We start from the raw sequence: 15,610 nt of genomic DNA on the forward strand, positions 1-15,610 counted from the left end.
ACATAACAAAATGATTTGAATTTTTGTGCGTTTAAGAAATAGCTTTTTTGAATTGTTCCGCCGCGAATTGCCAGGTGAATTTGGCTTTCATTTGATTTCGTTTTTGATCCATTTGAGTGTCATTCAAACCAATTTTTATTTTGTTTTTTAAATCTTCTAAATCTAACGGATTAAAAAGACAATCACCAAAAAACTCGAAATCAGCCATGGCAGTTGTGTTCGAACAAATCGTTGGGATATTTGCTGCCAAAGACTCTAATGGCGGAATCCCAAATCCTTCGGCAATTGATGGATAAATGGATAAATCGGCACCACGAACCAATACTAACAAATCTTGAGAATTAACTTTGCTGAAAGAAAAAATGGTAGCTTTTATTTCATCTGGAAGAGAGGTGTAATAGTCATTATAGACTTTATTTTCAATCGCTTTATTGCCTACAAAAACTAACGAATGTGTTTTATAATATTCATTTTCAACAAATGCTTTTAACAGTCGGTCATGATTTTTTCTTGGTTCCCAGCGACTAACATATAAAAAGTAATTTGTTGCTTTAAATTTATCCCTTACTTGTTTTTGGACTTCCTCTTTATTGTATGTTTCAAAATAAACTGAATCTATTGCATTAGGCGTAATTGTCACCTTTTCTATACCGAAATGCTTTTGAATTTGTTTTTTTGAATATTCGGAAACCGACAATACAACATCTGACCGTTTTGCGCTGGTTTTAAAAAGAAACTTGTTCTTTATTCGATAAATCAAAGGGAAATATTCAGGGAAATCTAAAAACAACACATCATGAATGGTGACAATGTATTTACAGGATTTTATTGGCGGAACGACGTATTGAAAATGAGCAAAATCAATGTTGTTTTTTTTTATAATTCCCGGAATGTCAAAAAGTAATCTATAGAATTTGTTTTTGGATTTGTAACTAACATAGGTAAGATTATCATGAGTTCCAAAAATAGTTTTGAGAAACGCTATATTAGATGCGCCAAAATAGAACAGCTTTGTTTTATCTTTTAAAAGCTCTGTATAAAGCCCTTTAAGATAAGTTGTAGTTCCTTGAAAATTTCCATCAAAGACATGACAGTCAACAAATATGTTTTTGGTTTTCATTCGGCTTTATTACTTTCATTTAATAGGTTTTCGTTATCTGACTTCATATAAAATTCTCTTAGGCAAAAAAGGAATCCGATTAAAATTGATTTGTTGTCTGATAAATTATAAACGCCCATAAATACCCAGTTAGAAAATATCAGAAAAACACCTGTTCCAACAAAAAGTAAGTTAATCTGATTAACTATTGGAAAATTCGATTTTGTTTTTTTGAAAAGCAGGTAAATTGAAATAAAATATACGAACAATCCTAGTAAACCTGTTTTTAAAAAAATCGTCATAAAGCCATTGTGAAGTATAGATATATAGCGCAAATTCATGTCTCCTAACCATACTTCTTGCTTTAAATCGACTTGTGCCCCTAATCCTTGACCAAAAAAAGTTGAAAAAAGTCCTTCTCTACTAACTTGTCTCACGGTCATAATGTTCTCATAAGAGCGGTAGTTATCATTAAAATCTTTCCAGTCATCACGGTTTATTTTAGTTTTAAATGGTTCAATAGGTGCAATCTTTATTTTATAGAGCAAGGCTTCAATTCCTTCTCCATTTCTTTTGGGATTCATATTATATATTACAGTATATCCAATACCCGTCAAAATCAACACCGAAACCACTACGGTTATTGATCTTTTATTAACTTCAAAATATCCTTTTAATGCCAAAAACAAAATTATGAACTGTATAAAATTTGTTCTTGCCAAATACATGAATGCTGAAAAACCAATAACAATGGCATAAAGTATTGCTTTTTGTCTTGATAAATTTAACTGAAATTTTTCGTGAAATAGAACAACTATTAAAGCATATACTTCAAAATCACTGAAATAACCGCCATAAAATCTAATATCATTTACCGTAGTTGCTTTATAAAAAATAACAGCATTAAAAATTAAAAATAGATGAATAATCGCAATGAAAAAACCAATGAAAACAATTGTTTTAAAGGCTAATAATGGGAACTTTTTGCATAATTGATATCCTATTAACAAACCTATAAATGGCTTTATCAGATAGGTGATGTCTCTAATTACAAAATAAAGCTGATGGTTTTTAAAAAAAAAGACTGCTATCGCTAATGCAATTATTAAAACAAAACATAATAGCTGTTTTATGATCCCAATTGTATATACTTTCTGAATAGTAAAAAAAGCTGTAAGTGACCAAATAGCAAAAGTTAATTCGTAATTATTCAAATAGGGAACATAAATACAAATCGCAAAAAGTAATTGATAAATAACTGATTTTTTTATAATTGTTGCCATTTATACTATAGTTTTTAAAACTTTTGCCGGCACACCGCCGATAACAACATTGTCTGGAAAAATGCCATTCACAACTGCTCCTGCTGCTACAACAGAGTTATTTCCAACCACACAACCGTCAAGAAAAGTAACTTTAGCTCCAACCCAAATATTATTTCCAAGTTTAATTCCTTTTGAGGTAACTCCTTGTTCTCTTATTAGTTTTGAAACGTCTGAAAAATTATGATTTTCTGAATGAAAAGAAATATAAGAACCCATAATAACATCGCTCCCGATTTCAATTCCGCCAGCTGCGCCAAAATGGGTATAATCACCAATAGCTGAATTGTTTCCCATTTTTAAACCAATTCCATATTTTGAAAAATGACTGGTTGAGTTCAAATTTGAAAACGCTCCAATCTTCACACAATCGCCTAAAATAATTTTTTCTGATGAGAAGCCATCGATAATTGTATGTTTATCTATGGTAACGCTTTTGCCAAAAATAATGTTTTGAGAATTTAAAATTCTAGAATTCTGACCGACAAATACTTTTTTTCCGGTTTTTAAAAAACCTCTAACAAGCATAATGGCTCTTTTGGTTAATGTCTGATAAAAAAGTTTGCTTGGAATTCTGGGGTCGATTTGATAATTTTTCCCTGACTTTACTAATAATTTTTGAAATATAACTTTTACCATTAGAGGAAACTTTATCAGTACAAGTCTCAAAAATACAATTGTTTTTTTAACTTAAACGATTAAATAATTTATTTTTAATGTGATAAAAAAAGATGGAAATTATAAGGATTTCTGAAATTATCAATGAAGATAAAACGCCCATAACTTTAAAAACAGGTGTCAGTATAACAATTAACACCAACGTTATAACGGTCACTATCATTGTTGTTCTTATATATTTTGTTTGTTTATTCCATCCCAAAATTAATTGTTTAAGAGGCTGTGAGACACTTTGAAGAATTGGAATAAATAATGCGATTTTCAATAAATCACTAATATATGCAACGTCTTTTGGATTAAAGTAATCAACAACAACAAAGGAATAAACAACGATAAGTGTCATTAAGAACAATATGAAAAGGAAATTTAATCCGTTTACTTTTTTCCAAAAATTCAGTCCTTCTATTCTGCTTTTATCTAATAAATAGCAAACTCGTGGAAATACAAAGTTGAAAAATAAAATGATATACGTTCTGAAAATTACTATTATCTGATCTATGATTTTATATTGGCCTGCCATAATATTATTCCCAAATATGCTAATCAAAACTATTGGAGAATACATTTGGAGCGAAACAAAAATTTGAGAAGAAAACATAGAAAAATTAGTCTTTAGATAGGTCTTGACTTCTATTCTTTTTGTCTTTTTAAAAGAAAAAGCATGGCGATTCAACAAATAGAGAAAAACAAAACAGTTTGCTATTATCATTCCAATTCCCCAAAACAAATTGTTATAAATATAATCGGCAGGTTTTTGAATAAATATAAATATGCCAATAACATAAATAACCTTTGATATAATATTTAAAACCGTAATCCATTTAAAGTTCTCAAGTCCTTGTAAAAACCAGGTCGGATTTATAAACTGACCAATAAGTATGGGCAGACTTAAAAAAAACAATTGCTTCTCATTGGCAAAAAACGGAACGGTATAAAAAAGTATAGTAGCCAATAATAAAACCAATAACAGCAATACTAGTTTAGCGGTATAAATTGTAATAAATATTTTTTCAAGTTTCTCTTTGCTTTCTCTGTTTACCGATACTTCTTGAACGCCCAAAATATCGGAACCATAATCTATAAAAACCATTAAAAAAAAGGCAATGGCTAATCCAACCCCTATTTTTCCGTAACCTTCTTCACTACAAATTGAAACAATGTAAGGAACTACAAGAATTGGGGTGACCAAATTAAAAGCTTGTCCAACACCATACGTAATAAAGTTGTTGAGTTGCTTTTGCTTTTTAATATATTCAATACTTGATTTAATCATAGAATGGCGTATAAAACGGAAAAGCTACAAACAAAGTAAAACGAACTTCATTTGCAGCTTTTTCTATTTTATTTTTTATTATTGCTGACCTAGTTTAAGTAATGCTGGCCCTAAAATAGTTTCCTGTGGATATATTGACGGATGTTCTGCTTTTCCGTTTTTTACAACTGGAACAACAGCTCCTGTTGTTGGGTCAAATTTACAATGATTTTCATCGGCTCTAAAGAACAGTCCTAATTGTTGTCCTACAATATCAAGCTTTTTACCGTTGTAATCAAAATGTATACTTTTCAAATAAATGGTATCTTTTTCGGTCTGTTTTAATCCTAAATCTAAACGTATTTGAGTTGGATAAACGTCTTTCGGAAAATAAAAATCAACTTGTTGCTCCTCTTGTTTTCCTGGAACTGGCATCCAAACAACACTTTCTCCAAAGTTTATTGTACCGTCTTCAGTGTAAAGCAAACAAAAGTCGTCCGTAGTTTTAGATATTGCATTTAATGTTACTTTGAAACCATATTTTTCTTGTGGTTGAGCAGTTTCAGATTCCACATTTTCATCCTTGATTTTGCAGCCTATCAAAATTACGCTTGAAATAAACAAATAAACTATCTTTTTCATATCATTTTTAAATTAAAACTATGCCGCAAAATAACGGTTTATTATAATAACTAACAAATAAATTTCTACTTTTACAATCTTAAAAAAATAACAATCAATTTATGACAACTGAAACCCAAAATAAACAATTCTTACTATATATCTTTTCTATACTTGTAGTATTTGTTGCATATGGTTTTGCTCTCACCAATTTCACACTTACTGTTGATAGTGAAAGCCCTATTTATCCTCATTCTTCTTTAGAACTAGGACGATGGGGAACAAATCTTGTGAGGTACCATTTGATGAACGGTTTGTATCCGTTTTTTACCTTGTTATTTGGGCTTGTTTTTTTGGCAATTACCGCAGTTGAAGTAACTAAAATACTCAACATAAAAGGAGTTTTTAGTTTTCTTTTTTGTTTGTTATTTTTAAGTTTCCCACAACACGCATATCAGTTAGTGTTTACAATGCAAGCCGATGCAATTCCACTGGGCTATTTTTTGGGAACTGTTGGGGTTACGTTTTATTTAAAAGAAAGTAAAACTAAAATCTGGAAAATTATCAATTTGGTTTTGACGGTTATATTTATTGTTTGTGCAGTTGCTACCTACCAACTCTTAGTTTTTATCCCTGTAATATTATATGTGATTTACTTTTTTACTCAAATTGACAAGCCGGAAGCCAATATAAAACAAGAATTTAAAAAAGCATTTATTTTCGCTGGATTGTTGTTAATTAGTGTAATCATTTATTTATTAAGCGTAAAATTATTTATTAAAACCGCAAACAGTTCTTATCTTGAAGGATATGCAACTGGAAATTTAGGCAATCCGTTTGTAGCATTTTATAATCTTTTAGTAGATAATATATATGGAAAATTTTATTATGGTGAAAAACCTTTTGTAGTAACAACGATTTGCGTTTTGTTAAGTATTATATACTTTATAAAAGATAAAACCAATGCTTTGCTGAAAATTTTAATCTTTTTAACATTGCTAATTATTCCTTTTTCAATGTCATTTTTTATTAGAAATGGTTATCACCCTCCACGTTTATATGTTGGTTCTACATTAACTTTCGCTTTTATTATTGTATTTGTATTACAAAAAATTCCAAAACAATTTTACAATCAAATACTTTTTACAGGTGTTTTGCTATATTTATGGAATGTTTTTTTTGTTACAAATTTGTTTTATACTCAAAACCAAATATTTAAACACGACCTTGAAATTGCAAAAGACATCAACCAAAAAATTAATCAATTTGAGGATTTTAACCCTGATACTGATTATGTTTATTTTTATGGCAGTTTACCTGAAAGTAATCACGTTAAATTAGCTTTGCCCAATTCGGAAGTTTTTGCAGGATCCCTTTTTCGTTGGGGCGAAGGCGATAACTGGCGAATGATTAACTTTTTTAGATTTGAAGATATTGCTTACTATCGTTTTATGGATGACGAGACCTCGTTTAATAAAGTAAAAGATAAATTTTCAACAATGCCTATTTATCCCGAGAAAGGATCTATTCAAAAAATTGAAAATGTAGTTGTTGTAAAACTTTCACAAAAAAAAGGATTTCCAAGATATGATTGGGAAAAATAATATGAATATTCCAACTATAGGGATAGTTACGCCATGTTACAATGAAGAATTAGTGTTAAATGAAACTTCATTTCAATTGAATTCTATTCTATCCGATTTGGTAGAAAAAAATTATATCTCTGAAAAAAGTTTTGCTGCTTTTATAGACGATGGCAGTAAAGATAAAACCTGGAATAAGATTGAAGAAAATGCAAAACAGTTAAGCCACATTAAAGGATTGAAATTAGCCGGAAATGTTGGGCATCAAAAAGCGTTATTGGCAGGGTTATTAACCTATAAGGATGAAGCTGACGCACTAATTTCGATTGATGCGGATTTGCAAGACGACGTGAGCGTAATAAAAGATATGATACTTAAATTCATATCAGGAACAGATGTCGTTTATGGTGTCCGCAAAGAAAGAACCTCTGATACTTTTTTCAAACGGAATACTGCGCTTCTTTTCTACAACCTCATGAAAAAAATGAAGGTAAATATTATACACAATCATGCCGATTACAGATTATGCAGCAGCAGAGTATTAAATGCTTTGGCTGAGTTTAAAGAGGTTAATCTGTTTTTAAGAGGTATTATTCCTTCTATTGGTTTTAGCAAAGATATTGTTTATTATGACCGTTTAGATCGATTTGCCGGCGAATCAAAGTATCCCTTCAGAAAAATGGCTGCTTTTGCCTGGAATGGCGTTACTTCGTTTAGTAATTATCCTCTTAAGCTGGTTACCATTATTGGCTTTGTTATCTTTTTCATTTGTATAATTATGACAGGGTATGCACTTTTTGCTTTATATACTGGAAATGTATTGCCTGGATGGCTTTCTACCGTTCTGCCAATGTATTTTTTAGGTGGCGTACAATTATTCTGTTTTGGAATTATTGGAGAATATATTGGAAAAATTTACTCCGAAGTCAAACAAAGACCACGCTATTTTATTGATAAACGAATAGGTTAAAAAAATGAAGGAAGATTTTGAAAAAAAATACCATGATGTAGAAACGGAACATTGGTGGTTTAAATCGAGAAGGAAATACTTGTTAGATTTACTAAAAGATGCACCAAAAGACAGTAAAGTTCTTGACATTGGATGTTCTTCTGGTATTTTTTTAAAAGATTTAGAAGCGTTGGGATTTAATGCTGAAAATCTATTTGGAGTTGATATTAGCGATAAAGCCATTGCGAATTGTATAGCTAACGGTTTAGATAATGCTTTTGTAATGGATGCTCAAAATATTACCTTGAATGAGAAATTTGATATTGTTATAGCCTCCGATTGTTTAGAGCATTTAGAAGATGATAAAAAAGCGCTTAAAAATTGGAATGATTTATTGAAAATTGGCGGCAAAATGTATGTTTTTGTTCCAGCTTTTCAATCGCTATGGAGTTACCACGATGTTGTTAATATGCACTTCAGACGGTATACAAAATCGGAATTGAAATCGAAATTACTAGCCGAAAATCTTGAAATACTAAAATCAAGTTATTGGAATTTCTTTCTGTTTTTACCTGTTTATATATTTCGAACCATAACTTCTGGTTTACAAAAAAATAAAACAGGAGAATCAGATATTGCCATTGGAAATAGCTTTGTAAACAGTGCTTTGCTACAGTTAATAATCTTCGAAAATAAATTACTTAAAATATTTAATTTGCCTTTTGGTGTGAGTACGTTTTGTATTGCAAAAAAGGTTAAATAGTTTTTAAACTGTCTTCCCAACTCTTAATTTCTAGCCCAAATGTATTCTTGATTTTTGTTTTATCCAAAACACTGAATTTTGGCCTTTTGGCTGGTGTTGGGAAACTTGAAGTTGGAATTGGTTTTAGATCTATATTCTTATTGTTGATTTCGAAAATCTTTTTAGCAAAATCATACCAACTGCATTGCCCTTCGTTGCTGAAGTTGTAAATGCCGAAGTTATCGGTTGTTGGTTGTCGGTTGTCGGTTAAAGCAATTTGAACTAAAGCTGCTGCTAAATCAACTGCATTGGTTGGTGTTCCTATTTGGTCATTTACTACAGAAATAGAATCCCTTTCGGAAGCCAATCGCAACATGGTTTTCATAAAATTATTTGCGAATTGCGAATAAACCCAAGATGTTCTGATGATGTAATAGTTTTCAAAAGTAGCCTGAATGCCTTTTTCTCCGTCTAATTTAGTTTGTCCGTATACGCCTGTTGGATTTGGGATGTCGTCTTCTGAATATGGCTTTGAAGCATTGCCGTCAAAAACAAAATCGGTAGAAACATGAAGTAAAACTGTTGCATATTGTTTGCAAACGGCAGCTAAATTTTGGGCGCCAATAACATTGATTAAATATGCCTTTTCTGGTTCGCTTTCGGCTTTATCAACGGCTGTGTATGCTGCGGCATTGATACAATAATTGGGTTTTATTTTTGAGAAAACTGTCTGGCAATTTTCTAAATTAGAAATATCTAAATCGGCTGACGAACAAAAAATAAAATGAATATCAGGATAATTTGGCGCAATAAATTGCAAACTTTGTCCTAATTGTCCATTGGCTCCGCTGACTAAAACTACCATGCTTTTTTGGCATTTTCTATATTGGGTTGCACTTTATCTTTTTCAGAAATAATCAAATTTCCTGTTGGAAAACCCCAATCTATATTGATGGATTTATCATTATAGCTAATTCCTCCTTCTGATTCTTTGTTATAAAAATTGTCGCATTTATAGAAGAAAGTTGCGGTATCACTCAATACTAAAAACCCATGAGCAAATCCTCTTGGAACAAAAAATTGCCTCTTATTTTCACCTGATAAAACTACAGCTTCATATTGTCCAAATGTTGGCGAATTTGGTCTGATATCAACGGCGACGTCTAAAACTTCTCCTTGTAAAACACGGACTAATTTTGCCTGAGCATGTTCGCCGGTTTGGTAGTGTAAACCTCTTAAAACTCCTTTGGATGAATAGGATTGGTTATCTTGTACGAAATGAACTTGCTGGTTAACTCCTTTTTGAAAAGTATTTTCATTAAAACTTTCCATAAAATAACCCCGTTCATCAAGAATAATTTTTGGCTCAACGATATAACAGCCTTCCAATTTGGTTGCAATAAAATTCATGTTTTAAATCAGACTAAGTAAGTGTGTGCCATATCCGCTTTTTAAAAGTGGTTGCGCTAATTTTTCTAACTGTTTGGCATCGATGAAACCCATTCTGTAAGCAGCTTCTTCAATGGCGCCAATTTTTAATCCTTGACGTTCTTCAATTACTTGAACAAATTGTCCGGCTTGCATTAAGGACTGAAATGTTCCTGTATCAAGCCAAGCTGTTCCTCTATCAAGAATACTTACTTTTAGTTTTCCTCTTGTTAAATATTCTTTATTTACATCTGTAATTTCGAGTTCTCCGCGATGACTAGGTTTGATATTCGCGGCTATTTCTACAACATTATTATCATAAAAATAAATTCCGGGAACAGCAAAATTTGATTTGGGATGTTCCGGTTTTTCTTCAATTGAAAGTACTTTTCCGTCTTTGTCAAAATCGACAACACCATAACGCTCCGGGTCTAGAACATGGTAGGCATAAATAATTCCGCCATCCGGATTATTATTGGCTAACAATAATTCGGATAACCCTGTTCCGTAAAAAATATTGTCTCCAAGAACTAAGGCAACCTTATCGTTCCCAATGAATTCTTTTCCAATAATAAATGCTTCTGCCAAACCATTTGGATTTTCCTGAACTGCATATTCAAATCGGCAACCCAAACTTTTTCCATCACCTAATAATTGTCTGAACAATGGTAAATCGTGAGGAGTTGATATAATTAAAATCTCATTAATCCCAGACCACATCAAAGTTGACAATGGGTAATAAATCATGGGCTTGTCATAAATTGGCATCAACTGTTTACTTACAGCTAAAGTCAATGGATGCAACCTTGTTCCTGAACCACCGGCTAAAATAATTCCTTTCATAATTAACTTTTCAATTTTGCCATTTGATGTTTGTAATACGATTTAAAATACCCAATCAAAATAAATATAAAAATAAACAATAACGGTAATACTAGTTTCATTTTCCCATTAACGGCTTTTGTATTTTTAATATTTAATGTTATGCTATTATCTTTTATAATTTTATCCAAATTAATCATTTCGATTCTGTGCGCACCTTGTTCATTAACTAAAGCGTCTTTTGTTTTAATAACTTCATTCAACTGAGAATTTTCGTTATAATATACCAATTTATCGCTTTTTTGAGAACCATTTGTTGTGCTTGAAAAAGCATTTAAAAGGCCATTGATTTGAGAAATAATTGAATCATTCTCCACCATTTTTACTTTCACATTGTTTACATATTCTTTCTGAATTTTTTTGAAATAATCAGAATTATTAAGAAAGTTTAAAAGAGGTTCTACCGTTTTTTCGCTTGAAGTCTCTTTGTCTGTAGTAAATGAAATCAAATGAAATGGGTAGTTTTTACTGGTCAGGTTTTCGTTAACTATTTTTTTAATATCTCCATCTTCTGCCAATAATTTTACAAACTCGAAATTTTTATCACTGTTGTTAATGAATTTATAAACATCTGTAATTGGCGTGATTGCTATTTTCTTAAGTTTTTTTGGTTCTTTTATCCCAACAACTTCTTTAAGAAACACTGTGTCGTTGTCATTAATTTTTGAGCTTATCAAATCAATTTTGGCATATAAATAATCAACTGCTCCAAAGTTTGGATTTACGATGATTTCGTTATCGTATACTTTAGTTGTTTTATCAAGATATAATCCTATACCAACTCCAAGTAAAAACAATATTCCAACCCAAATAATATTTCTTTTAAAAAATAAAAAGCCTCTAAAAATTGAAGAAGAAATGTTTTCGAAAAAACTGCCTATCTTTTTGGAAATTTGCGACAAATCAATTTCTTGATTATCCGTGTTTTGAGGTGTTGTACTCATAAAAATTATTTTACGTTAAAAATTTGTTCTAATATTTTAATGGTAATCAGATAAGTGGGCTTTACTCCTGTTGTTCCCAATCCGCCAGAAGCCAATGTGCTTCCTGTTTCTAAAGGATTATCAGAAGCATAATAAGCGTATCTAACTTTTACCTTTTCTGGAATGCTTTTTCTGATTTTTGATGCCGATTGAATCGCCTTTTGATAATAAGCGCCTTCCATTTCAAGTCCAATAACTTCCCATGTTGACTCGTGAAAAAATTTCAATAAATCTTTGTTTTGAAGTGATGTTCCTAAAACAGTAACCATTGGTCCTGAACAAACAGGAATTCCGTCTTCTTCAAACATTTCGGCTTTTAATTCATTTTCAAACGGATAATTATCTGCCGTTCCTTCATTTATATGTGCAGATGGAATCATGATGTCGCCTTTTCCGCCTTCCAAAATTCCTGCTTTCCCCATTATTGAAACCGATTCGACATCGAGAAAAGTTCTGTTTTTACCTTCTTTGTATGGTTTCAACAATTCGTCAATAGTTTCAAATGCTTGCTCACCAAAAGCGTAATCCATCACGATTAGAACTGGACTTTCTTTACCCACTTTTGCTTTTGGGAAACTCGATTTTGCCCAATCAATTTTAGCTGTATCAAATATTTGAACGTCAATATTAGTTCCTGAAGCGTCGTCTGGAAGTGAAATCATACCTTGCTTTAACGCAACATCTTCTACTTTATTACGAAGATCATTTGCTCCAGATTTGCTCAATTCTTCATAAATAAAGAAATCCGATTTGTCTTTGAATTTGGTTTTTAGAACAGTCGTTGCAAAAATCGAATTCATCACACTGTGCATATTGGCACTGATAATGTGAATTGGTCGTTCCAAAAGATTATTAGCTTTTAGTGCCTCTTTGATGTTATTTGCCCAAATTTCTCCGTGAATATGATGCCCTAATCTTTCTCTTAAAATCGGACTGAAAGTAATGGTTCTTTTGTTGTTATTAATAACCTCATCTATTGCCAATTTTCCCAACCAGTAGATAACGTGTAAAAATCTGTCTGGTTTTTCTTTGGTTGCAAAAGCATCATAAATATCTATCACTTCTGAAAAGCTTCTGCCTAAAACATTAGCCGCATGTGAAATGGCAATTTCCTTTTCTTTAAGCGTCATTTTTTTATTTTGCAAAACAGCTTCTTCCAGTTTTTCCCAATCACGGGTTAGCTCAACTTCAATTTCGTCTAGTAAAACTCTGTCTTTTATTTTATGTGATTCGATAAAAATAAAAGTCAAATGCGTTAGAATGTCATAAATATCAGAACGTCCACGTGTGATTTCCACATTCATTTGTTCGTCATCAATTCGATAACAATTTCTTCTTCTTTTTGGCGGGACAATAGCTTGAAAATGGGATTTTGAATAGCCTTCGTCAGAAGTTAAATTGATAAAACGACATTCTTCGATGCCTACCGGAAGTCTTTCAATTACATAAAGTAAACCGCTAAGTTCTACTTTTTCTTCCGCAATGCTTCCGTAAATTTCTGGTCGTAAAGAAAGCAACGCCTCTCTTAAAGTTTCTCCTGAAACACCCATTGGTTTGTAGAAACCTCTGTTAAATAAATGCCTCATGGTAATGTACAATCGTTCGATAGCTGCCGACGATTCTTGCGCTCTTGAGCGCGAAATGTTTTTAATTTCTTTCATTTTTTATTTTCTAACCCGCAAATATAGCCATTTTGTAGTTTAGTTGGTTAAAATTAGGTTTATTGCTGGTTCGTATACCGTCATTTTATTCGATGGATTGGCAACATCTTGTTTAGTTTGCTTATTCCATTTTCCTCCCGAGAAAGTATAAATAAACTCTCTTTCTACAAAATTATAAAGCACAAATGGGAAGTATGTTTTTTGTAGGGTCGTTTTTCCTGTGTTGGAATCCATGACTTCTTTTTCCAATTTATTCCTTTCTATAATTAGCTTTTCAAAACCAACAAAGATTCCTTTTTTAGGCATTTTTAAATTGAAGTCCGTTACATCAAAAAAGGTTTTCTTCACACCTTTTTTTACCGATACTAAAAAATCTTTATTCAGCAATTCATCACCCGGAGAACCGTCAGTTTTTACTTCATAGAAATGAATTTTAAAGCTTACACTTTCTAATTGACTGTCGGTAAAGAAATTTACTTTTTGGATGTATCTGGTTCTTTTATATTTGGGCAGATAAGGGAAAAATTTAGCGTCAATTCTAGGTCCGTTTTCAAATGCCTGATAGGTTTCATTTTTAACCTTTCCGATTTCAATTTCTCTGGTTTCGAATCGTTTGGCAATAACTACTTCTTTCAATTCAAATGCATTAATTTTCAATATTACTTTTTCTGCCTCTGAAGCTTTAACCGTTTTTATTTCGTAACCTAAGGCTGAAAAAATCAAGTTTTTATTTGGCAAACAGTTAATACTAAACTCCCCATTTTCTTCAGAAGTGGTGCTGTTGTTTTCTTTTTCAACCCAAATATTAACGTAGGAAATAGGTTTGTTAAATTCATCAACAACGGTTCCTTTGATTTGAGCTGAAGTAACAGAAACTATCAACAACAGCAACCACAACACACTTTTTTCTTTCATCTTTTCTCTATTCTGTTTTTAGCTCGTTTGCTATTTTTCTATCGTTACTCAATCTCGGGATTTTATTTTGCCCGCCCAGTTTTCCTATTGATTTCATATAGTCTTGAAAGCCATTTTTTGAAACTTTTGAAATAACTACTGTTTTCAAAACTTTTCCAACAATCAAATCATCATAATATGTGTTTTGTTTTCGCATTTCATTGTCAATCTTCAAGGCGAAATCTTCTAGGTTTTCGGGTTCGTTTTCAAACTCTATAAACCATTCGTGATAAGGTAATCCCGTAGTTGGAGCAATTTGAGGCGCAACGGTAAATTCGTTAATCCGAATATTGTAATTTTCCATGGCTTCTTTCAAAGCACATTCGACTTCTTTACCAATAACGTGTTCGCCAAAAGCGGAAATATAATGTTTGATTCGGCCCGAAACTATCACGCGATAGGGTTTTAAACTAGTAAACTGAACGGTATCGCCAATATTATAAGCCCAAAGTCCAGCATTGGTGGAAATTATCAACACATAGTTGACATTTAATTCGACTTCGCCAATGGTAAAACGTCTTGGATTTTCGGTGAAAAATGAATCTGATTTTACAAATTCATAGAAAATTCCCGAATTCAAAAGGAGCAACATTCCTTTGTCTTTCTGCGAATCCTGATAGGCAAAAAACCCTTCCGAAGCCGGAAACAATTCAATCGAATCTACTTTTCTTCCAATTAGATTTTCAAATTTGGCGCGATAAGGTTCATAGTTTACACCACCGTATATAAATAAATTGAAGTTTTTAAAAATTTCGCCAACTGGCTTATTCCCTTTTTGCTCCAACTTCTCAAAATACATTTGCACCCAAGATGGAATTCCGGAAATCACGGTCATGTTTTCGTTAAACGTTTCTTCAACAATAGCATCCACTTTGGTTTCCCAATCTTCAATGCAATTGGTTTCCCAGCTTGGCATTCGGTTTTTCTGTAAATATTTCGGAACAAAATGTGCTACAATTCCTGAAAGTCTTCCTAGTTTAATTCCGTTTTTTTCTTCCAGAATTGGACTTCCCTGAAGGAAAATCATTTTACCATTAACAAAAGCTGTTTTTCCCGTTTCGTGAATATATCCGAGAATAGCATTTCGTGCAGCTTCAATATGGAACGGCATTGATTCCTTAGTCAAGGGAATGTATTTTGCGCCCGAAGTCGTTCCTGAAGTTTTAGCAAAATAAATCGGTTTTCCTTTCCACAGTATGTCTTCTTCGCCTTTTACAACTCTATCAACATAAGGTCGTAACTCTTCGTAATCTCTGATGGGAACTTGCTTGGCGAAATCTTCAAAAGATTTGATTTTAGAAAAATGATGGTCTTTTCCAAACTGAGTAACATCTGCGGAAGCGATAAGATTTTGAAAAACGTTTTGCTGTGTTTCAATAGGATTTTGAACCCATTTTTGAGTTTTATTATGGATGACTTTAGCAAATATTTTGGCGGCGAATGATTTTACAGACAT

General features: G+C 32.0%; 15 protein-coding genes. 3 read left to right on the forward strand and 12 right to left on the reverse strand.

The features are described 5' to 3' along the window. Positions 1-31: 31 nt before the first annotated feature. From QWY90_RS14025 to QWY90_RS14045, 5 genes are all read right to left on the reverse strand, one after another. Positions 32-1,120 carry a glycosyltransferase family 4 protein gene (locus QWY90_RS14025; protein WP_290286649.1) on the reverse strand — a complete coding sequence of 363 codons (1,089 nt, stop codon included), beginning with the start codon at positions 1,118-1,120 and terminating at the stop codon, positions 32-34. Further along, positions 1,117-2,313 (reverse strand): hypothetical protein, encoded by a 1,197-nt coding sequence (locus QWY90_RS14030; protein WP_290286650.1) that lies wholly within the window; start codon positions 2,311-2,313, stop codon positions 1,117-1,119. The genes QWY90_RS14025 and QWY90_RS14030 overlap by 4 nt, the downstream gene beginning before the upstream one ends. Positions 2,314-2,382: 69 nt before the next feature. After that, positions 2,383-3,060 (reverse strand): acyltransferase, encoded by a 678-nt coding sequence (locus tag QWY90_RS14035; RefSeq protein ID WP_290286651.1) that lies wholly within the window; start codon positions 3,058-3,060, stop codon positions 2,383-2,385. A gap of 46 nt (positions 3,061-3,106) precedes the next feature. Further along, on the reverse strand, positions 3,107-4,372 hold the full coding sequence (locus QWY90_RS14040) for an oligosaccharide flippase family protein (RefSeq protein WP_290286652.1): 1,266 nt from the start codon (positions 4,370-4,372) through the stop codon (positions 3,107-3,109). A gap of 78 nt (positions 4,373-4,450) precedes the next feature. After that, complete coding sequence (locus QWY90_RS14045) at positions 4,451-4,993, reverse strand: hypothetical protein (RefSeq protein ID WP_290286653.1); 543 nt, start codon at positions 4,991-4,993, stop codon at positions 4,451-4,453. A gap of 101 nt (positions 4,994-5,094) precedes the next feature. Between QWY90_RS14045 and QWY90_RS14050 the strand changes: the two genes are divergently transcribed. The 3 genes from QWY90_RS14050 to QWY90_RS14060 are packed head-to-tail and all read left to right on the forward strand — an operon-like array spanning position 5,095 to position 8,267. Next, complete coding sequence (locus tag QWY90_RS14050; protein WP_290286654.1) at positions 5,095-6,576, forward strand: glucosyltransferase domain-containing protein; 1,482 nt, start codon at positions 5,095-5,097, stop codon at positions 6,574-6,576. Further along, a complete protein-coding gene (locus QWY90_RS14055; protein WP_290286655.1) occupies positions 6,560-7,525 on the forward strand; it encodes a glycosyltransferase family 2 protein in 966 nt (321 codons plus the stop codon). Before QWY90_RS14050 ends, QWY90_RS14055 begins: the two co-directional genes overlap by 17 nt. 4 nt (positions 7,526-7,529) lie before the next feature. After that, on the forward strand, positions 7,530-8,267 hold the full coding sequence (locus QWY90_RS14060; protein ID WP_290286656.1) for a class I SAM-dependent methyltransferase: 738 nt from the start codon (positions 7,530-7,532) through the stop codon (positions 8,265-8,267). Here QWY90_RS14060 and rfbD read toward each other — a convergent pair. The 7 genes from rfbD to QWY90_RS14095 are packed head-to-tail and all read right to left on the reverse strand — an operon-like array spanning position 8,260 to position 15,610. Beyond that, positions 8,260-9,111, reverse strand: coding sequence for a dTDP-4-dehydrorhamnose reductase (rfbD, locus tag QWY90_RS14065; RefSeq protein WP_290286659.1), 852 nt, complete (start codon positions 9,109-9,111; stop codon positions 8,260-8,262). The two genes, QWY90_RS14060 and rfbD, sit on opposite strands and share 8 nt — an antisense overlap. Continuing rightward, the gene (rfbC, locus tag QWY90_RS14070; protein WP_290286661.1) at positions 9,105-9,656 is read right to left on the reverse strand and encodes a dTDP-4-dehydrorhamnose 3,5-epimerase; all 552 of its coding nucleotides are present in this window, start codon (positions 9,654-9,656) and stop codon (positions 9,105-9,107) included. The genes rfbD and rfbC overlap by 7 nt, the downstream gene beginning before the upstream one ends. Positions 9,657-9,659: 3 nt before the next feature. Further along, positions 9,660-10,517, reverse strand: coding sequence for a glucose-1-phosphate thymidylyltransferase RfbA (rfbA, locus tag QWY90_RS14075; protein ID WP_290286662.1), 858 nt, complete (start codon positions 10,515-10,517; stop codon positions 9,660-9,662). A gap of 2 nt (positions 10,518-10,519) precedes the next feature. Beyond that, positions 10,520-11,500: a hypothetical protein gene (locus QWY90_RS14080; RefSeq protein WP_290286663.1), complete on the reverse strand. Its 981-nt coding sequence runs from the start codon at positions 11,498-11,500 to the stop codon at positions 10,520-10,522. 5 nt (positions 11,501-11,505) lie between these two features. Continuing rightward, the gene (locus QWY90_RS14085; RefSeq protein ID WP_290286664.1) at positions 11,506-13,200 is read right to left on the reverse strand and encodes a DUF6909 family protein; all 1,695 of its coding nucleotides are present in this window, start codon (positions 13,198-13,200) and stop codon (positions 11,506-11,508) included. A 39-nt stretch (positions 13,201-13,239) separates the two neighbouring features. Further along, positions 13,240-14,115, reverse strand: coding sequence for a carboxypeptidase-like regulatory domain-containing protein (locus QWY90_RS14090; protein ID WP_290286665.1), 876 nt, complete (start codon positions 14,113-14,115; stop codon positions 13,240-13,242). Positions 14,116-14,122: 7 nt separating this feature from the next. Further along, positions 14,123-15,610, reverse strand: a complete 1,488-nt coding sequence (locus tag QWY90_RS14095; protein WP_290286667.1) for a GH3 family acyl-acid amido synthetase — start codon at positions 15,608-15,610, stop codon at positions 14,123-14,125.

It is taken from the genome of Flavobacterium paronense (assembly GCF_030409795.1).
GTDB lineage: Bacteria > Bacteroidota > Bacteroidia > Flavobacteriales > Flavobacteriaceae > Flavobacterium > Flavobacterium paronense.